Source organism: Streptomyces sp. NPDC058864, assembly GCF_042742985.1.
Taxonomy (GTDB): Bacteria; Actinomycetota; Actinomycetes; order Streptomycetales; family Streptomycetaceae; genus Actinacidiphila.
This window is the reverse complement of the sequence record NZ_JBHYMQ010000009.1, coordinates 122040-141389: the sequence shown is the minus strand read 5'-3', so window position 1 is coordinate 141389 and position 19350 is coordinate 122040. Positions and strand designations below refer to the sequence as shown.

The window sequence follows — 19350 nt, the reverse complement described above, 5'->3', positions numbered from 1 at the left end:
AGGCCGCGACCACGCTCACGGTCAGCGCCCCGGCCACGGCCGTGCCGGGCGCCGAGGTCACGGTCACCGGCACCCTCGGCTCGACCGAGCCCTTCGCCGCCGGCGCCGAGGTCACCGTCACCCGCACGGACCCCGACGACTCGGAGGGCACTCCGCTCGGCAACGCGACCGTCGCCGAAGACGGCACCTTCCAGATCAAGGACACCCCCGCCGCCCAGGGCAACAACACCTACACGGTCACCTACGCCGGCGACGCCACCCACGCCGCCGCCACGGCCAAGGACACCGTCAACGTCGCCCGGGCCACCACCACGCTCACCGTGAACGCCCCCACGTCGGCCCTGCCCGGCGCCCAGGTCACGGTCACCGGCACCCTCGGCTCGACCGAGCCCTTCACCGCGGGCGCCGAGGTCACCGTCACCCGGACCGACAGCCGCAGCACGACCGGCACCCCGCTGGCCAACGCGACCGTCGCCGCCGACGGCACCTTCCAGATCAAGGACACCCCCGCCGCCCAGGGCAACAACACCTACACGGTCACCTACGCCGGCGACGCCACCCACGCCGCCGCCACGGCCAAGGACACCGTCAACGTCGCCCGGGCCGCCACCACGCTCACCGTGAACGCCCCCACGTCGGCCAAGCGCGCCACGAAGATCACGGTCACGGGCAAGCTCACGTCCGCCGCGCCCTTCCCCACCGGTACCAAGGTCACCGTGACCCGGACCGACCTCACCTACCCGAAGGGCAAGTCGCTCGGCACCAAGACGGTCGCGTCCAACGGCACGTTCAGCTTCACGGACACCCCGACGACGGGCGGCACCGTCACCTACACCGCCGCCTACGCGGGCGACGCCACGCACACCGCCGCCACCGGCAAGGACAGCGTCGCGGTCTCCCGAGTGGCCACCTCGGTCGGCATCAAGACCAACCACTCGACCTACTCCTACGGCTCGACCGCCACCGTCACCGCCCACCTCGGCAAGACCGGCAAGAGCCGCGTGATCTCGATCTACGCCAAGACGGCGGACGGCACGAAGAAGCTGGTGAAGACCGGCACGGTCAACTCCTACGGCGACCTGAAGGTGACCTACAAGCTCAGCCGGAACACCACCTTCTGGGCCTCGTTCGGCGGTGACTTCTACTCGGCGCCGAAGTCCGTGTCCCGCTCGGTCGGCACCCAGGTCAAGGTCTCCACGTCCGTCTCCCGGCACTACAAGACGGGCAGGATCGGCTCGACCACGTACTACTGGTTCCACAAGAACACCGACCCGGTGTTCACCACGACCATGAACTACTACAAGAACCGCAAGCAGCGGTTCGAGCTGCAGGTCTACTACCAGGGCAAGTGGTACTCGGGCGGCAGCCAGTACTTCAAGCTCGCCACCAACGGGAAGTCGGCCGTGCAGCTCGGGGCCCCCGGTGAGGCCGGTATCCGCGCCCGCATGCGGTCCTCGTACATCAAGGGCACCTCGGGCGACTCGGTGAACACCACGACCTACGGCCCCTGGAAGTACATGTACTTCACCAAGTGACGCCGTACGGCGCCGCACACGGGCGAGGCCGCCCCGGAACCTCCGGGGCGGCCTCGCCCGCGTCGCGGGAACGCGGTCGGGCGGGCGTGCGACGTCACCCCTTGCGCACGACCGGATACGGACGGCGGCCCCACCCGCGCGGACGGGCGTCGAAGGACGATCCGTCCTCGGGCCTCAGGCCTCGCCGGCCTCGAGCAGGTTCGCGGCGGCACCGACGATCCTCGGGTCGGGCACGCCCACGACCTCCTCGTCCTTGTCGCCGTAGTCGAAGCGGCCCAGCACGCTGCGCATCGCCTCCACGCGGGCCCGCTTCTTGTCGTTGCTCTTGACCACCGTCCAGGGCGCCTGCTCGGTGTCGGTCTCCCGGAACATCGTGACCTTGGCCTCGGTGTAGTCGTCCCACCGGTCCAGGGACGCCAGGTCCATCGGGCTGAGCTTCCACTGCCGCACCGGGTCGACCTGGCGGATGGTGAAGCGGGTGCGCTGCTCGTCGCGCGACACGGAGAACCAGAACTTCACCAGGTCGATGCCGTCGTCCACGAGCATCCGCTCGAAACCGGGCGCCTGCCGCATGAACCGCTGGTACTCGTCCTCCGTGCAGAAGCCCATGACCCGCTCCACGCCGGCCCGGTTGTACCAGGACCGGTCGAAGAGCACGATCTCCCCCGCGGTCGGCAGGTGCTCCACGTACCGCTGGAAGTACCACTGCCCGCGCTCGCGCTCGGTCGGCTTCTCCAGCGCCACCACCCGCGCCCCGCGCGGGTTCAGGTGCTCGGTGAAGCGCTTGATCGTCCCGCCCTTGCCGGCCGCGTCGCGCCCCTCGAAGACGATCACCAGCCGCCGGCCGGTCTCCTTGATCCAGCTCTGCAGCTTCAGCAGCTCTATCTGCTGGAGCCGCTTGTGCCACTCGTACTCCTTGCGCTCCATGCGGAAGTCGTACGGGTAGTTCTCGCGCCACGTCTCCACCGGACTGCCGTCCGGCCGGATCAGCACGGGATCGTCCTGGTCGGTGTAGTCGACCTGCATCCCGGCGAGCAGATCCAGGTCCGCGGGGTGCGGGAGCGTCGTCATGTCGCCTCTCACCTCCGGGTCCGCGCGAACGCGCGTACGTCTGACCCCACGGTAACGCCGCCCCCCACCGCCCCGCCCCACCCCCGGCGAACCCCACGTGACGTCCCCCGGTACAACCGGTGTGCCCCGGCGTGTGCCCGCCACGCCGCGCGGCGACGGGTCAGGGGTGGCAGCGGGGGAGGCCCTCGGGGCTGTAGCAGGGGAGGTGGCCGTGGGACCTCACGACGTCCTGGCCGGCGCCGCGGATCATGTAGGTGAGGAAGCTCGCGGCGAGCGAACCCGTGGCGGGGCGGTCGTAGGTGTAGGCGTACTCGATCTCCGTGAAGGGGTAGCTGCTGTCGCCGATGGCGGCCGGGGTGGGGGTGCGGCCGTTGATGGCCAGGGTGTGCAGGCCCGGGGAGGCGGTGGCGGCGCGCAGTTCGCCGTAGCCGATGGCGCCGGGGAGGCGGGCGACGGTCTCCAGGACCTGGCCGGTGCTGTCCAGCTCGCAGCGGATGACCTCGTCGTCGGGGGAGTTGCGGTTGCGGCAGTCGCGTGAGGTGAACGCGGGCTCGCCGTGGCCGCCGAGGACGTGGCGGCGGAACAGGTCGCGGGTGCCGGAGTCGGCGTTGCGGCTGATGAGGAGGACGGGCAGGTCGGGACCGCCGAGCTGGCTCCAGTTGACGACGGACCCGCTGTAGATGCGGCGTATCTGCTCGACGGTCAGGTTCCTGACGGGGACGTCCTCGTTGACGACCAGCGCGAAGGCGGAGACGGCGACCCGGTTCTCGTCCAGGCGGGGGTTGCCGTCCGGCTTGGGGCCGTCGGAGAGGGCGACGACGTCCTGGGCCCGGGCGTCGGCCAGTTCGCGCACGCCCTCGTTGCTGCCGTGCGCGTCGACCGTGATCCGCGCGTCGGGGCAGTCCGCGGCGTAGCGGCGGGCGAGTTCGTCCATGACCGGGGCGAAGGCCGTGGAGCCGGTGACGGTGAGCCGTCCGGTGGCGCAGCCGATCGGCGGCGGCGGGTCCTCGCGGACGACGATGATCCCGGCCAGGACGGTGACGCAGAGGGTGAGCAGGATGGTGAGCCACCGGGCGGCCCGGCTGAACAGCGGCGGCTTGGAGTCGACCGGCATGGCCTTGTTGGGGACCACCACGCCGTCGCGGATGCCGCCGGTGATCCGGACTCCGCCGCCGACGTGGCCGCCGGTGAGGAGCACGAGCAGCTTGAAGTGCTGGCCCCGGTTGAGGGGGACCCGCGGCAGGTGGATCACGTTGCCCTGGTGACGCACGCCGCCGGTGTCCCCGGCGGGCGCGAAGTGGTCCATCAGCGGCCCCGCGTCGGCCTCGGTGACGGCGACGCCCCGCACCGTGCGTCCGGCGAAGACGACGGTGAGCGCGCGGTCGTGGTCCCGGTTGGTGTAGTCGGCGTCGGTGACGGCCTCGCCGCCGTCGTTCTCGACGCGGATCAGGACCAGCGTGGCGTCCGACATGTCGGGGAGGTCGTTGAAGAGCCCTATCCGCACGCTGCGGCCGCCGCCCCCGCCGTCGGGGTCGTCGCTGCCGATGGGGGTGTCCATCTGGACGCGGTAGCCGATGCGCCGGCGGCGCGGGACGCGGCGCTCGTACCAGACCACCCCGACGGAGACCACCAGACCGAGCAGCGCGGTCAGCACCGCCACCACGTTGTCGGCGCTCAGCCAGTCGCCCACCGCTCGCCCCGCTCCCCGCCGGTCCGTCCTGCAGTGCGGTCACCGTACGGCGGGAAACGCGCCCCGGAGGCACCGTCCCTGTCCCGCCGTCAGATGTTCGCCGGGCGTTTCCCGGTCAGGCGCGGGGCATCCGGCGGACGCTCCAGTCGAAGCCGCCGCGGGACACCACGGCGCCCGTCGCGTCCCTGATCTCCGCGGCCGTCGCCAGCCGCGCCCGGTCGCGCTCCCCGCACAGCACGCCCCGCAGCGCGCGGCGCGCGGACCCGTCCAGCGCGCAGGAGGCCACCAGGCGGCCGCGTGCCGGGGCGAGGAACTCGACCGTCGCCGCGGCCCCGAGCGGCACCACGCCGTCGAACTCCCCCGGGGCCTCGACCGCGGCGATCACCGCGGCCAGTCCGGCCGCGTCGAGGAGGGCGATCAGCCCGCTGGAGTGCAGGCTGCCGATCACGTTGGTCAGCCCGTACGGGGTGTCCAGCGCCACCTCCGCGGCGCAGTCCCCGGCCCGCAGCACCTGGATCCCGGCGGTCCGGTGGGCCGGGACCGGTTCCAGCAGGGAACGCGCCAGCGCGGTGGCATCCATCCGCCCAGGCTCGCGCCCCGGGCCTACGTCCGCGTTACGGGGAACCGTCGCCCGGCCCAAGAGCCGGGGCGAGAGAGACATACCCCCAACATTTGCACAGGCGAAAGTTTGCACCGTACCAACAAGCACCGTGCGCGCTCAGGGAAACCGCTCAGGAGTACCGCCGCGCCGCGACGGGCCCTACCGTCCGGAAGCGCGTACGAATCCCGACCCAGGAGGCGCGATGAAGGCCAACCGGTTCACGGCGGGGACCGCCCTGGTCGCCGGAGCGCTGGTGTGCACGATCGCCGCGCTCGTGTACCCGGCGATGTCCGGGGCGGACGTCGCGGCGTCCTCCCCCGAGGCGCAGGCCGTGACCACCCCGTACGGCCCGCTGACCCCCCTCGACCGGGAATTCGTCGTCAAGGTGCGGCTCGCCGGGCTGTGGGAGTTCCCCGCCGGGCAGATGGCGGAGCAGAAGGGCACGACACAAGCGGTCAAGACCGCCGGACGGCACCTCATCGACGGGCACACCGCGCTGGACAGCGCCGACCGAACGGTGGCCGCACAACTCGGCATCCCGCTGCCCAACCAGCCCACGCCGCAGCAGATGGGCTTCCTCGGCACCCTGTCCTCCGCCTCCGGCGGCGACTTCGACAGCAAGCTCGCCAACATCCTGCGGCTGACCCACGGCCAGATCTTCAACACGATCGCCAAGGTCCGCTCCACCACCATGAACAGCCTCGTGCGGCAGCTGGCCGACCAGGCCAACGACACCGTGCTGGACCACATCACCGTCATGGAGCGGACCGGGCTGGTGGACTTCCCGACGATCGTCGCGCAGACCACCGCCAGTCCCACCACGGACCCCAGGGACCTGGTCGCGCCGACGCCCGTCCCGGGCGAGCCGACGCTCGTGGTCAACCCCTCGGCGGCGCCGCCGGCCTCGGCGGCGCCGACGATCGGCTGAGGCCCTACTCGCCGCCCTCCAGGTCGCCCTCCGTCTCCAGGAAGGCCTGGCGCAACTGCTCGACGACCTCCGGGTCCGGCTCGGCCCACATGCCGCGCGACTCCGCCTCCAGCAGCCGCTCCGCCATGCCGTGCAGGGCCCAGGGGTTGGCCTCCTGGAGGAAGGCGCGGTTCTCCGGGTCCAGTACGTAGGTGCGGGCGAGCTTGTCGTACATCCAGTCGGCCACGACGCCGGTCGTGGCGTCGTAGCCGAAGAGGTAGTCGACGGTGGCGGCCAGTTCGAAGGCGCCCTTGTAGCCGTGCCGCCGCATCGCCTCGATCCAGCGGGGGTTGACCACCCGGGCGCGGAAGACCCGGGAGGTCTCCTCGGCCAGGGTGCGGGTGCGCACCGTCTCCGGCCGGGTGGAGTCGCCGATGTACGCCTCGGGGGAACGGCCGGTCAGCGCGCGGACGGTGGCGACCATGCCGCCGTGGTACTGGTAGTAGTCGTCGGAGTCGGCGATGTCGTGCTCGCGGGTGTCGGTGTTCTTCGCGGCCACCGCGATCCGCCGGTAGGCGGTCTCCATCTCCTCCCGGGCCGGCCGCCCGTCGAGACCGCGCCCGTACGCGTAGCCGCCCCAGACCGTGTAGACCTCGGCGAGGTCGGCGTCGCTGCGCCAGTCCCGGCTGTCGATCAGCTGCAGCAGACCCGCACCGTACGTCCCGGGCCGGGAGCCGAAGATGCGGGTGGTGGCGCGCCGTTCGTCGCCGTGCGCGGCGAGGTCGGCGCGGGTGTGGGCGCGCACGAAGTTGACCCCGTCCGGCTCGTCGAGGCCCGCGGCCAGCCGCACCGCGTCGTCCAGCAGGCCCACGACGTGCGGGAACGCGTCCCGGAAGAAGCCGCTGATGCGCAGGGTGACGTCGACCCGCGGCCGGCCCAGCTCCTGCGCCGGGACGGCCTCGACGCCGGTGACACGGCGCGAGGCGTCGTCCCACACCGGCCGCACACCCAGCAGCGCCAGCGCCTCGGCGACGTCGTCACCGGCGGTGCGCATCGCGCTGGTGCCCCACAGCGACAGGCCCACCGACTGCGGCCAGGTGCCGTCGTTGTCCTCGCGGTAGCGGGTGAGGAGGGAGTCGGCGAGGGCCTGGCCGGTCTCCCAGGCGAGCCTGCTCGGCACGGCCTTGGGGTCGACGGAGTAGAAGTTGCGGCCGGTCGGCAGCACGTTGACCAGGCCGCGCAGCGGCGAACCGGAAGGGCCCGCGGGCACGAACCCGCCGTTCAGGGCGCGTACGACGGCCTCGGCCTCGTCCGTCGTACGGGCCAGCCGCGGCACGACCTGCCGGGCGGCGAAGTCCAGCACACGGGAGACGTCCTCGGACAGACCCTCCGCGACCCCGGCGACGGCCTCCGGCGCCCAGCCGGCGTCCTCCATCGCCTGCACCAGCGCGCGGGCCTGCTCCTCGGCGGCGTCCGCGGACACCCGGGTGGCCTTCGACTCGTCGAGACCCAGGGCCTCGCGCAGGCCCGGCAGCGCGGCCGTACCGCCCCAGATCTGCCGGGCGCGCAGGATGGCCAGGACCAGGTTGACCCGCTCGGCGCCGGTGGGGGCCTGGCCCAGCACGTGCAGGCCGTCGCGGATCTGGGCGTCCTTGATCTCACAGAGCCAGCCGTCGACGTGCAGCAGGAAGTCGTCGAACTCGGCGTCGTGCGGCCGGTCCTCCAGGCCCAGGTCGTGGTCGAGCTTGGCGGCCTGGATCAGCGTCCAGATCTGGGCGCGGACGGCGGGCAGCTTGGCCGGGTCCATGGAGGCGATCGCGGCGTGCTCGTCGAGCAGTTGCTCCAGGCGCGCGATGTCGCCGTAGGAGTCGGCGCGGGCCATCGGCGGCACCAGGTGGTCGACGAGGGTGGCGTGGGCCCGGCGCTTGGCCTGGGTGCCCTCGCCTGGGTCGTTGACGAGGAACGGGTAGATCAGCGGCAGGTCGCCGAGGGCGGCGTCGGGGCCGCAGGCGGCGGACAGGGCCGCGTTCTTGCCGGGCAGCCACTCCAGGTTGCCGTGCTTGCCCAGGTGGATCATCGCGTCGGCGCCGAAGCCCCCGTCGGCCCGCGCGGCGGCGATCCAGCGGTAGGCGGCGAGGTAGTGGTGGGAGGGCGGCAGGTCCGGGTCGTGGTAGATCGCGATCGGGTTCTCGCCGAAGCCGCGCGGCGGCTGGATGAGGACCAGCAGGTTGCCGCGGCGCAGCGCCGCCAGCACGATGTCGCCCTCGGGGTTGGCGCTGGTGTCGACGAACATCGCGCCGGGCGGCGGGCCCCAGTGCTCCGTCACCGCGTCCCGCAGCTCCTGCGGCAGCGCGGCGAACCAGCGGCGGTAGTCGGCGGCCGGGATGCGCACCGGGTTGGCCGCCAGCTGCTCCTCGGTCAGCCAGTCCTGGTCGTGGCCGCCCGCGTCGATCAGCGCGCGGATCAGCTCGTCGCCGTCACCGGAGACCAGGCCCGGGATCTCCTGCCCGGGCCCGAAGTCCCAGCCCTCGGCGCGCAGCCGGCGCAGCAGCGCGACCGCGCTGGCGGGGGTGTCGAGGCCCACCGCGTTGCCGATGCGGGAGTGCTTCGTCGGGTACGCGGAGAGCACCAGCGCCAGCCGGCGCTCCGCGACCGGGATGTGCCGCAGCCGCGCGTGGCGGACGGCGATGCCCGCGACGCGGGCGGCGCGCTCGGCGTCGGGGGCGTAGACGGGCAGGCCGTCCTCGTCGATCTCCTTGAAGGAGAACGGGACGGTGATCAGCCGGCCGTCGAACTCGGGGACGGCGACCTGCGTCGCGGCGTCCATCGGGGACAGGCCCTCGTCGCTGCCCTCCCACGTCTCGCGGGAGGAGGTCAGGCAGAGCGCCTGCAGCACCGGCACGTCCAGCGAGGCGAGCGCGCCCGCGTCCCAGGCCTCCTCGTCGCCGCCCGCCGAGGCGTCGGCCGGACGGGTGCCGCCGGCCGCCAGCACGGTGGTGACGACGGCGTCCACGCCCCGCAGCGCGTCCAGCAGTTCGGGCTCGGGCGCCCGCAACGAGGCCACGTACAGCGGGAGGGCCCGGGCACCGGCGTGCTCGATCGCGGTGCAGAGGGCCTCCACGAAGGCGGTGTTGCCGCTCATGTGGTGGGCCCGGTAGTAGAGGACGGCGACCAGCGGGCCGCCGGTCGCGGTGGCGGCCCGCTCCAGCCTGCCCCACGAAGGGGCGGAGGCGGGCGGCTCGAAGCCGTGACCGGTGAGCAGCACCGTGTCGGACAGGAAGCGGGCCAACTGGTCCAGGTTTGCCGGGCCGCCGTGCGCGAGGTACGCGTGGGCCTCGGCCGCGATGCCGACGGGGACGGTGGACAGCTCCATCAGCTGGGCGTCCGGCGCCTGTTCACCGGTGAGCACGACCACCGGGCGGGTCCCCGCGAGCAGCGCGTCAAGGCCCTCCTCCCAGGCGCGGCGCCCGCCGAGGAGCCGTACGACGACCAGGTCGGCGCCGTCGAGGAGACCGGGCAGCTCGTCCTGCGGCAGCCGGGCGGGGTTGGCGAAGCGGAACGGGACGAGCCCGCCGGCGGCGTTCGCGGCGCGGGCGCTGAGCAGGTCGGTGTCGGAGGTCGACAGCAGCAGGATCACGTCGGACGTGCCTTCCTCGGGGTCCGCGCCCCGGGCCGGTGGAGGACGGCGGGAGTTCCTGGCTCCCGTGGTCCGGCGTTCGCGCGCCGGCCCCGGTGACAGTGGCGGGACCGCACCGGAATCGCACCGGTTTCCTCCGCTGATGCCGTCGATGGCGTGGGCGCGGCTGGGTGACCTGCCCGCCCAGCATAGTAAGGGGTTTCGGCCCGTCTTTCGGATCGGTGTGGGGGACGGAACACGTCGGCGCGTGCGCGCCCGCACGACGGTGGGGGTGGTGCCGGCCTTCTTCACCACGACCTTCACCACGACGTCGTTGAAGCCCGGCGACCCCTGAGGCAGAGGTTGCCGACCTGGCGGTCGCCGGAACAGGCGCCGCATTCGGCGGGGGAGGCCTTGCCGGACCGGGCCGTGCGGACGGAGACGGCGGAGAGCGTCGGCGACCGGCGGCGACGGGCGGATGCGCGTACCGGGCGAGGCGACGCGGCGGAGGTCGGCGGGACGGGCCCGCGCCGTCACGCGGCCTCACGGTCCGGACGGCACGCTGACGGCCGCGGGTATGCTCGCGGCCATGCCGTCGCCCTCCGATCCACCCGTGAGCGGCGCCTTCGCCGCAGCGACGGCGGGGCGCGGACGCGACGACGCCTGCCCCGGAGCACTGCGGCTGCACGCCGCCGACGACGGCGCCCTCGCCCGGATCCGCATCCCCGGCGGCTTGCTGACGATACGTCAGGCCGAGGCCGCGGCGACCGCCGCGGACCGCCTCGGCGACGGCCGCATCGACCTCACCTCCCGCGGGAACCTGCAGGTGCGCGGGCTCCGCGACCCCGGCGCGGGGACGGAGCTGGCGGCACTGCTCGGCGAGGCCGGACTGCTGCCCTCATGGGCCCACGAACGGGCCCGCAACCTCGTCGCCTCCCCGCTCGCCGGACTCGACGGCCGGGGCCACGGCGACCTGCGGTGCTGGATACGGGAGTTGGACGCCCTGCTGTGCGCGAGCCCGGCCGCCGCCGGACTCTCCGGGCGCTTCCTCTTCGCCCTCGACGACGGCCGCGGCGACACCGCCGCCCTCCGCGCCGATGTGACATTGATCGCGCGGCCCGGCGCCGCCACCGCCGAACTCCGCCTCGCCGGGCAGCCTGTCGCCGAGCTGCCTGCCACCGAGGCCCCACGCTGGGCGGTACGCGCCGCCGAGACCTTCCTCACGCTCGCCGCCGAACGCGGCGCCCGTGCCTGGCGGATCGCCGACATCGACCCGGACGGGGACGAACTCGCCGCGCGGCTGCGCGCCGAAGGCGCCCCGCCCGTCCCGCCCGCCGGGCCCTCGGACGCCGGGCCCTCGGATGCCACTGCGGGCTGCCCGCCCCGGCTCGGCCTCGTCCCGCACCCCGACGGAACCACCTGCGCGCTGTCCGTGGGCGTCCGCCTGGGCCGTCTCACGACCGGGGCGTGGCGGCTCCTCGCCCAGGTCGCCGGGTCCGGCGCCGGGGAGCTGCGGGTGACCCCCTGGCGCGGTGTCGTCCTGCCGGGCCTGCCGCGCGCCGCCGCGCAGGACGCGCTGGACCGCCTGACCGCGGCCGGGTTCCTGACCGGCGAGGACTCCCCGTGGCGCGGTGCGACCGCCTGCGCCGGGCGGCCCGGATGTGCCAAGTCCCTGGCGGACGTGCGCGCCGACGCGGGGGCCGCGCTGCGCGACGCCGCCCCCGGGCCCGGGCACCGCCTGCTGCCCGTGCACTTCTCCGGTTGCGAACGCCGCTGCGGCCACCCGGACGGCTCGTGGGTCGACGTCGTCGCCGGCGCCGACGGCCGCTACCGCCTCGCCACGGCGGGCGCCGTCTCCACCGCCGCCGCGGCGGACCTGCCCGCCGCCCTGGACACCGCCCGCCGCACCAGCACCCCACCACCCCCGAGGACGACGTGATCGAGTACGAGAAGGACGGACCGGAGATCTACCGTCAGTCCTTTGCCATCATCCGCGCCGAGGCGGAACTCGACGGTCTGCCGCCGGACGTGGCGCAGGTCGCCGTCCGCATGATCCACGCCTGCGGCATGACCGACCTCGTACGGGACCTGGTCTACAGCCCGTCGGTCGTCGCCGACGCGCGGGCCGCGCTGCGCGCCGGGGCGCCGATCCTGTGCGACGTGCAGATGGTCGCCAGCGGTGTCACCCGGGGGCGACTGCCCGCGGACAACGAGGTGGTCTGCACCCTCTCCGACCCCGCCGTCCCGGCCCTCGCCGCCGAACTCGGCACTACCCGCAGCGCCGCCGCGATGGAACTGTGGCGGGACCGCCTGGAGGGCGCGGTCGTCGCCGTCGGCAACGCCCCGACCTCCCTGTTCCGGCTGCTGGAGATGATCGAGGCGGGCGCACCGCGCCCCGCCGCGGTCATCGGCGTGCCCGTCGGCTTCGTCGGCGCCGCCGAGTCCAAGGACGCCCTGGCCGCCCACCCCTCGGGCCTGGAACACCTGGTGGTGCGGGGCCGGCGCGGCGGCAGCGCCCTGGCGGCCGCCGCCCTCAACGCCATTGCGACGGAAAGCGAAATCCTATGACCACCGGCCGTCTCTACGGAGTGGGCCTCGGCCCCGGCGACCCCTCCCTGATGACCGTACGGGCCGTGGAGGTCATCCGCTCCGCCGACGTCATCGCCTACCACTGCGCCCGGCACGGCCGCAGCATCGCCCGCTCCATCGCCGCGGCGCACATCCGCCCCGAGCAGATCGAGGAGCGGCTGATGTACCCCGTCACGACGGAGTCCACCGACCACCCCGGCGGCTACCGGGGCGCGTTGGACGACTTCTACGCCGAATCGGCGGAGCTGCTCGCCGCGCACCTGGACGCCGGGCGCACCGTCGCCGTCCTCGCGGAGGGCGACCCGCTCTTCTACGGCTCCTACATGCACATGCACAAGCGGCTCGCCGACCGCTACCCCGCCGAGGTCGTCCCCGGCGTCACCTCCGTCAGCGCCGCCGCCGCCCGCATCGGGCGGCCCCTGGTGGAGGGTGAGGAGGTGCTGACGATCCTGCCCGGCACCCTGCCGGAGGAGGAGCTGGCCGCGCGCCTCGCGACGGCGGACGCGGCGGCCGTGATGAAGCTCGGCCGCACCTTCCCCGCCGTGCGCCGGGCCCTGGAGACGGCCGGGCGGCTGGAGGACGCGCACTACGTCGAGCGCGCCACGATGGACGCCGAACGCCAGGAGATGCTTACCGACGTCGACCCGGAGTCCGTGCCCTACTTCGCCGTCGCCGTGCTGCCCAGCCGCGTCGACGAGCGGCCCGCCGCGGACCCGTCCCCGGCGGACGGCGAGGTCGTGGTCGTCGGGCTCGGCCCGGCCGGGCCCATGTGGCTGACGCCGGAGGCGAGGTCCGCCCTCGCCGGGGCCGACGAACTCGTGGGCTACACCACCTACATGGACCGCGTCCCGGTCCGTCCCGGGCAGCTGCGGCACGCCTCCGACAACCGCGTTGAGGCCGAACGCGCCGAGTTCGCCCTCGACCTCGCCCGGCGCGGACGGAAGGTCGCCGTGGTGTCCTCGGGCGACCCGGGCGTCTTCGCCATGGCCACGGCCGTGCTGGAGGCCGCCTCCGCGGAGCCCTACCTCGGCGTCCGCGTACGGGTCGTGCCCGGCATCACCGCCGCCCAGTCGGCGGCCGCGCTCGCGGGCGCGCCCCTCGGCCACGACTACGCGGTCGTCTCGCTCTCCGACCGGCTCAAGCCCTGGACGGTCGTCGAGGAGCGGCTGCGCGCCGCCACGGCCGCCGACCTCGTGCTCGCCCTCTACAACCCGGCCTCCCACAGCCGCAGGACGCAGTTGGAGAACGCGCTGAAGGTGCTGCGCGAGGGCCGTGTGCCGGGCACGCCCGTGGTCGTCGCGCGGGACGTCGGCGGACCCGAGCAGGCCGTACGGGTCACCACGCTGGAGGACCTGGACCCGGCGACCGTCGACATGCGGTGCGTGCTGCTGGTCGGCTCGTCGCAGACGAGGGCGGTACGGCGCGGCGACGGCACCACGGTGGTGTGGACGCCCCGGCGCTATCCGGCCTGACGCCCAGGGCGCCCGCTCGGGCCGTACGCGCGGAGCCACTCCAGCGCGCCCGGCACGTCCGGGACGACGGGCACGCCCCCGGGGACGGGCGGACGCTCCACGACCACCACGGGCAGGCCCAGTTCACGGGCGGCCGCGAGCTTGGGCGCGGTGGCGGCACCGCCGCTGTCCTTGGTGACCAGCACGTCGACGCGGTGCCGGCGCATCAGCTCCAGCTCCCCGTCCAGGGTGAACGGGCCGCGGTCCAGCAGCACCTCCATCCGCGGCGGGTGCGGCGGCTCCGGGGCGTCCACCGAACGCACCAGGAACCACAGGTCCGTGACCCCGGCGAAGGCCGCCAGCCCCGTACGGCCCGTGGTGAGGAAGACCCGCCGCCCGAGCCCCGGCAGCACCCGGGCCGCCTCCGCCAGCGATGCCACCGGGTGCCGGCGGTCGCCGGGACCGGCGACCCACCCGGGGCGGCGCAGGGCGAGCAGGGGAACATGGGTGGCCGTGGCCGCCTCGGCGGCGTTGAAGGACATCGTCCCGGCGAAAGGATGGGTGGCGTCGATGACCGCGTCGACCGCGTGCGCGCGCAGCCACGCCGCGAGCCCCTCGGGGCCTCCGAAGCCGCCGGTGCGCACCTCCCCCGGCAGCAGCCGGGGCCGTTCCACCCGCCCCGCGAGCGAGCTGGTCACCCGCCACGCCGCCGGGTCGGCGGCCAGCGCCTCCGCGAGGCGGCGCCCCTCGGTGGTGCCGCCCAGGACGAGGACGTGCCGCTGTCTGCCGGTCATCCCCGCACCCTACGGTGCGCGGTGAGCGGCGGCCGGAGCGCCCAGCTGGAACGGACCGGGCTGCGGCACGGCTGGACCACGGGCGCCTGCGCGACGGCGGCCGCCACCGCCGCCTACACCGCCCTGCTGGGCGGCGAGTTCCCCGACCCGGTGACGATCACCCTGCCCAGGGGGCAGCGGCCCGCCTTCGCCCTCGCGGTGGAGGAGCGCGGTGACGGATGGGCCATGGCGGGCGTCGTCAAGGACGCCGGCGACGACCCCGACGTCACCCACGGCGCGCTCGTCCGGGCCGCGGTGCGCCACGGCGCCCCCGGCAGCGGGGTCGTCTTCCGCGCCGGACCCGGCGTCGGCACGGTCACCCGCCCCGGGCTCCCGCTCGCGGTCGGCGAGCCCGCCGTCAACCCCGTCCCGCGCACGATGATGCGCGAACACCTGGCGGAGGTCGCCGCCCGGTACGGCGCCGCCTGCGACGCCGAGATCACCGTCTCCATAGACGACGGCGAGGAGTTGGCACGCCGCACCTGGAACCCGAGGCTCGGCATTCTCGGCGGGCTGTCGGTGCTCGGCACCACCGGCATCGTGGTTCCGTACTCCTGCTCGGCCTGGATCGACAGCATCCGGCGCGGCGTGGACGTGGCGCGCGCGGCGGGCCGTACGCACGTCGCGGGCTGCACGGGGGCGACGTCGGAGAAGGTGGCCGTCGCCGTGCACGGCCTGCCCGAGGACGCGCTGCTGGACATGGGGGACTTCGCGGGCGCCGTGCTGAAGTACCTGCGCCGCCATCCGGTGCCCCGGCTCACGATCGCGGGCGGCTTCGCCAAGCTCTCCAAGCTGGCCGCGGGCCACCTCGACCTGCACTCCTCCCGCTCCCAGGTCGACAAGGCCTTCCTCGCGGACCTGGCCCGCCGCGGCGGCGCGGACGAGACCCTGGCGGAGGCCGTCGCCACGGCCAACACGGGCCTCCACGCCGTCCAGTCCTGCCTCGCCCACGGCGTCCCGCTCGGCGACCTCGTCGCCGAGGCCGCCCGGCGCACCGCCATGGGCGTCCTTCGCGAGGCGCCCGTCGCGGTCGACGTCATCTGCATCGACCGCGCCGGCACGATCGTCGGCCGCGCGGGCTGACGGTGCGGGTGGGGCGGTGTCGCCGGGTGGTCGGCTGTCCCGCCGTCTCGCTCCCTACGGTCGCAAGGATGCGGGCTGCGGACGGGCGGGTGGCGGCTGGAGGCTTCGCCGCAGGGTGCGGGCCGGCTCGTGGTGGGGGTTCAGGCGCCGGATCGGGGTGCCTTTCCGGTGGCGCGGGTGCAGATGGCCGCTTCCACGCCCAGTGCCGGTGGTGGGCGCCCGCCGTAACCGGCGTCTGCGGCTGATTCGGGGTGCTGCCGAAGGGCGGGCGGGAGATCGGGCCCGCTTTCGCCGACATGTTCGGCGGAACAGGGCCCGATCTTTGAGCCGGAGAAGATCGGGCCCGCTTACGCCGACCATGTCGGCGGAACAGGGCCCGATGTCGGGGAAGCACCCGCAAGACGCCGGTCACGGCGGGCACGCCACCCACGAACGGTGGGCGTCGCAACCGGCCATCTCTACCCGCGGACGGCGACGAGACCCCGCCACCGGACAGGCGAACCGCTCCGGCGCCTGAACCCCCGCCGAGGACCAACCCCGCACACCGCCGCGAAGGCCCGCCCCACCCTCCCCGTCCGCAGCCCGCCGCTTTGCGCCCGAAGGGCGCGAGACGGCGGGAAAGCCGAACCACCACCCTTGCCTCCTAGGAGGAGGCGGCGCAGTCCGTCGCGTGCCGGTGGACGCGCTCGGCGGAGTACAGGTGGCTGTCGCGGAACTGCTCCGCGCCCAGCGTGCGGCCGACGATGATGACCGCCGTGCGGACCACACCGGCCGCCTTCACCTGCTCGGCGATGTCCTCCAGCGTCCCGCGCAGCACGAGTTCGTCGGGGCGCGAGGCCATCGCGACGACGGCCGCCGGGCAGTCCGCCCCGTAGTGCGGGGTGAGTTCGGCCACCACGCGGTCGACGTAGCGGGCCGCGAGGTGCAGCACCATCAGCGCGCCGCTGCGGCCCAGCGTCGCCAGGTCCTCCCCCGCCGGCATGGGCGTGGCCTGCTGCGCGATCCGGGTGAGGATGACCGTCTGGCCGACGGTCGGCACCGTAAGCTCCCGCTTCAGGGCCGCGGCCGCCGCCGCGAACGCGGGGACGCCGGGGACGACCTCGTACGGGACGCCGGCCGCGTCGAGGCGGCGCATCTGCTCGGCTACGGCGCTGAACACGGAAGGGTCGCCCGAGTGCAGCCGGGCCACGTCGTGGCCCTCCTCGTGGGCGCGGACCAGTTCCTCGGTGATCCGGTCGAGCGTGAGCTGCGCCGTGTCCACGAGCCGCGCGTCCGGCGGGCACTCGGCGAGCAGTTCGCGGGGGACGAGGCTCCCCGCGTACAGGCACACCTTGCTGGCCGCCAGGATCCGCAGGCCGCGCAGGGTGATCAGGTCGGCGGCACCGGGTCCGGCGCCGATGAAGTGAACGGTCATGGCTGCGCTCCCGCGGGTTTGACGGCGGACCACTGGGTGACGGGCATGGCCTGGCGCCAGCCCGTGAAGCCGCCGACCGGGGCGGCGTGCGCGACGGCGAGCCGGACGAGTTCGCCCCCGTGCCGGGCGTACCACCGGGCGAGCAGGGCCTCGGACTCCAGCGTCACGGTGTTGGCGACCAGCCGCCCGCCCGGCCGCAGGGCCGCCCAGCAGGCCTCCAGGAGGCCGGGCGCGGTCAGCCCGCCGCCGACGAAGACGGCGTCGGGGACGGGCAGTCCGTCCAGCGCCGCCGGGGCGGCGCCGGTCACCACGCGCAGCGCCGGGACGCCGAGCGAGGCCGCGTTGCCGGTGATGCGCTCGGCGCGGACGGGGTCGCGCTCCACGGTGACCGCGCGGCAGGTGCGGTGCGCCCGCATCCACTCGACGGCGATCGAGCCCGAGCCGCCGCCCACGTCCCACAGCAGTTCGCCGGGCGCGGGTGCGAGCGCGGCGAGGGTCGCGGCCCGTACGTGGCGCTTGGTCAGTTGCCCGTCGTGCTCGTACGCGGTGTCCGGCAGCCCGGGGACCAGGCCCAGCCTCGGGGCGGCGGGGTCCGCGGCGCACTCGACCGCGACGACGTTCAGCGGATCGCCCGGCGGGTGCGGCCAGTCGGCGGCCATGCCGTCCAGGATCCGTTCGCGGGCCGAGCCGAGCTGCTCCAGCACCCGCAACCGGCTGGCGCCGTAGCCCCGTTCGCGAAGCAGCCCGGCCACGGCGGCCGGGGTGTCCGCGTCCCGGCTCAGCGCCAGCACGCGGCGCCCGTCGTGCAGCGCGCCCGCCAGCGCGGGCAGCGGCCGCCCGACCAGGCTCACGACGTCGGTGTCCTCCACCGCCCAGCCCAGCCGCGCGCAGGCGTACGACACCGACGAGGGGTGCGGGAGCACCCGCAGCCGGTCCGCGCCCAGCACCTCGGTGAGGGTCCGCCCGATGCCGTGGAACATGGGGTCGCCGCTGGCCAGCACCGCGATCCGCCGCCCGGCGTGGGCGGCGATCAGCCCCGGCACGACCGGCCGCAGCGGCGAGGGCCAGGCGACCCGCTCGGCGGTGACCTCCGGGGGCAGCAGTTCGAGCTGGCGCGGGCCGCCGATGACGACCCCGGCCCCGGTGAGCGCCTCGCGCGACACCGCGGGCAGCCCGGCCCAGCCGTCGGCGCCGATCCCGACGACGGCCACGGGAGCGGACGCGTCGTCGTCCATCACGGTCACCTCGGGAGTCGGCGGGAACGGTCGGGCACAGCAGCCGCACTCTACGGGAAGTGCCAGGTGAGCCCTGGGCCCGGGCCACTACCCTCGGAGCTGTGGCAACGGACTCCCTGGCCGTCGGCCAGCGTTCCCTCGGCGACCCCGCCGTCGGCTACCCCCTGTGGCCGCCGCTGACGGAGGGCTGTCCGCGCACGAGCACGGACGCCGTCTCGTACCCCGTCGAGGTCGACTACGCCTACGACCGCGTCCCGGACGGCCTGTTCGGCACCCCGGACACCGCCTCCGCCCGGCACGGCCTGGACCGCTGGGCGCCCCTGCTGCCGCCGCTCACCGCGCCCGGGCTCGGCGAGGGCGGCACCCCGCTGGTCGAACTGGGCGGCGGGGTCCTGGTCAAGGACGAGTCGCGCAACCCGACCTGGAGCCACAAGGACCGCCTCAACCGCTGCACGGTCAGCGCGGCCCTCGGCTGCGGCGCGCCCGGCGTGGTCGTCGCCTCCTCCGGCAACCACGGCGCCTCGGCCGCCGCGTACGCCGCCCGGGCCGGGCTTCGCTGCGTCGTCCTCACCTCGCCGCAGGCGCCCCCGGCGGTCCTCTCCTTCCTGCACGCCTACGGCGCCGAGGTGCTGACCGTGCCCGTGGAGACGCGCTGGCCACTGGTCCGCCGCATCAGCGAGGAGTACGGCCTCCACCCGGTGAGCAACCTCACCGCGACGCACACCGGGCACCCCTTCGGCGCGGAGGGCTACAAGACCGTCGCCTACGAGATCTTCTGCGACGCCGGCGTCCCGGCGGCGGTGTTCGTCCCCACCGGCTACGGGGAACTGCTCTTCGGCGTCGCCAAGGGCTTCGCCGAACTCCGCCGCCTCGGCCTCTCCTCGGCCGTCCCCCGCCTGTTCAGCTGCGAGCCCGCCGCCGGCGGCCCGCTCGCCGCCGCCCTCCGCCGGGGCGTGCCCGCGGCCACCGTCCCGGTCGGCCCGACGGCCGCCTACTCCATCGCCTGCCAGGTGGGCGGTTACCGCGGCGTGCCGGCGATACGCGACACCGGCGGCGAGGCCCTGCTCGTCACGGATCCCGAACTGACCGCAGCCCGCGCCGAACTGGCCCGTGCGGGCCTGTGGACCGAACTGTCCGCCGCGGCCGGCCTGGCCGGCCTGCGCCAGTACGGCGCGGACCGCTTCGACGGCCCCGTGGTGTGCGTGTCCACGTCCAGCGGCTTCAAGGACCTCGCAACGGGCTCCCCACCCACGCCCCCGCCCGCCCCGGACTGGGCCACCGTCCGGCGCCGGCTGGACCAGCCACGGCCCTAGCTGCATTGCCCT

The 19350-nt window shown here is 74.7% G+C and carries 14 protein-coding genes and 1 riboswitch; of the genes, 7 read left to right on the top strand and 7 right to left on the bottom strand.

The genetic code is table 11. The features are described from left to right. Positions 1-1535 (top strand): Ig-like domain repeat protein (locus ACFW3D_RS10285; RefSeq protein WP_500503458.1); only part of this gene is annotated, 1535 nt, incomplete at its 5' end. Between the two features lie 174 nt (positions 1536-1709). Here ACFW3D_RS10285 and ppk2 read toward each other — a convergent pair. The 3 genes from ppk2 to ACFW3D_RS10270 all read right to left on the bottom strand — a co-directional run bounded on the left by ppk2 (position 1710) and on the right by ACFW3D_RS10270 (position 4876). Next, positions 1710-2606, bottom strand: a complete 897-nt coding sequence (ppk2, locus tag ACFW3D_RS10280) for a polyphosphate kinase 2 (protein WP_500503456.1) — start codon at positions 2604-2606, stop codon at positions 1710-1712. 160 nt (positions 2607-2766) lie between these two features. After that, positions 2767-4296 carry a phosphate ABC transporter substrate-binding protein gene (locus tag ACFW3D_RS10275; RefSeq protein ID WP_500503454.1) on the bottom strand — a complete coding sequence of 510 codons (1530 nt, stop codon included), beginning with the start codon at positions 4294-4296 and terminating at the stop codon, positions 2767-2769. Between the two features lie 115 nt (positions 4297-4411). Then, positions 4412-4876, bottom strand: a complete 465-nt coding sequence (locus tag ACFW3D_RS10270; protein WP_500503452.1) for a DUF4442 domain-containing protein — start codon at positions 4874-4876, stop codon at positions 4412-4414. Positions 4877-5099: 223 nt separating this feature from the next. Between ACFW3D_RS10270 and ACFW3D_RS10265 the strand changes: the two genes are divergently transcribed. Further along, positions 5100-5825, top strand: a complete 726-nt coding sequence (locus tag ACFW3D_RS10265) for a DUF4142 domain-containing protein (RefSeq protein ID WP_500503450.1) — start codon at positions 5100-5102, stop codon at positions 5823-5825. 4 nt (positions 5826-5829) lie between these two features. On the opposite strand, the gene cobN is transcribed toward ACFW3D_RS10265, so the two are convergent. Then, positions 5830-9441, bottom strand: a complete 3612-nt coding sequence (cobN, locus tag ACFW3D_RS10260) for a cobaltochelatase subunit CobN (RefSeq protein ID WP_500503448.1) — start codon at positions 9439-9441, stop codon at positions 5830-5832. A gap of 52 nt (positions 9442-9493) precedes the next feature. Then, positions 9494-9578, bottom strand: a riboswitch (cobalamin riboswitch). A gap of 431 nt (positions 9579-10009) precedes the next feature. On the opposite strand from cobN, the gene cobG reads away from it, so the two are divergent. From cobG to ACFW3D_RS10245, 3 genes are read left to right on the top strand one after another with little or no spacing between them, the layout of a single operon-like run. Next, positions 10010-11359, top strand: coding sequence for a precorrin-3B synthase (gene cobG / locus ACFW3D_RS10255; RefSeq protein WP_500503446.1), 1350 nt, complete (start codon positions 10010-10012; stop codon positions 11357-11359). Beyond that, on the top strand, positions 11356-11988 hold the full coding sequence (locus tag ACFW3D_RS10250) for a precorrin-8X methylmutase (protein ID WP_500503444.1): 633 nt from the start codon (positions 11356-11358) through the stop codon (positions 11986-11988). The genes cobG and ACFW3D_RS10250 overlap by 4 nt, the downstream gene beginning before the upstream one ends. Continuing rightward, positions 11985-13481 (top strand): precorrin-2 C(20)-methyltransferase, encoded by a 1497-nt coding sequence (locus ACFW3D_RS10245; protein WP_500503442.1) that lies wholly within the window; start codon positions 11985-11987, stop codon positions 13479-13481. The genes ACFW3D_RS10250 and ACFW3D_RS10245 overlap by 4 nt, the downstream gene beginning before the upstream one ends. Here ACFW3D_RS10245 and ACFW3D_RS10240 read toward each other — a convergent pair. Then, positions 13469-14254, bottom strand: a complete 786-nt coding sequence (locus tag ACFW3D_RS10240) for a cobalt-precorrin-6A reductase (protein ID WP_500503440.1) — start codon at positions 14252-14254, stop codon at positions 13469-13471. The two genes, ACFW3D_RS10245 and ACFW3D_RS10240, sit on opposite strands and share 13 nt — an antisense overlap. On the opposite strand from ACFW3D_RS10240, the gene ACFW3D_RS10235 reads away from it, so the two are divergent. Continuing rightward, positions 14234-15376, top strand: a complete 1143-nt coding sequence (locus tag ACFW3D_RS10235; RefSeq protein WP_500503438.1) for a cobalt-precorrin-5B (C(1))-methyltransferase — start codon at positions 14234-14236, stop codon at positions 15374-15376. The genes ACFW3D_RS10240 and ACFW3D_RS10235 overlap by 21 nt on opposite strands. Before the next feature lie 643 nt (positions 15377-16019). On the opposite strand, the gene cobM is transcribed toward ACFW3D_RS10235, so the two are convergent. Together cobM and cbiE are read right to left on the bottom strand one after the other, a co-directional pair. Beyond that, on the bottom strand, positions 16020-16790 hold the full coding sequence (gene cobM, locus ACFW3D_RS10230; protein ID WP_500503436.1) for a precorrin-4 C(11)-methyltransferase: 771 nt from the start codon (positions 16788-16790) through the stop codon (positions 16020-16022). After that, positions 16787-18025 (bottom strand): precorrin-6y C5,15-methyltransferase (decarboxylating) subunit CbiE, encoded by a 1239-nt coding sequence (cbiE, locus tag ACFW3D_RS10225; RefSeq protein ID WP_500503434.1) that lies wholly within the window; start codon positions 18023-18025, stop codon positions 16787-16789. The genes cobM and cbiE overlap by 4 nt, the downstream gene beginning before the upstream one ends. A gap of 101 nt (positions 18026-18126) precedes the next feature. Here cbiE and ACFW3D_RS10220 point away from each other — a divergent pair, with 101 nt between their 5' ends. After that, entirely contained in the window at positions 18127-19338 is a 1212-nt protein-coding gene (locus ACFW3D_RS10220) for a threonine synthase (protein WP_500503432.1), read from the top strand. Positions 19339-19350 lie beyond the last annotated feature (12 nt).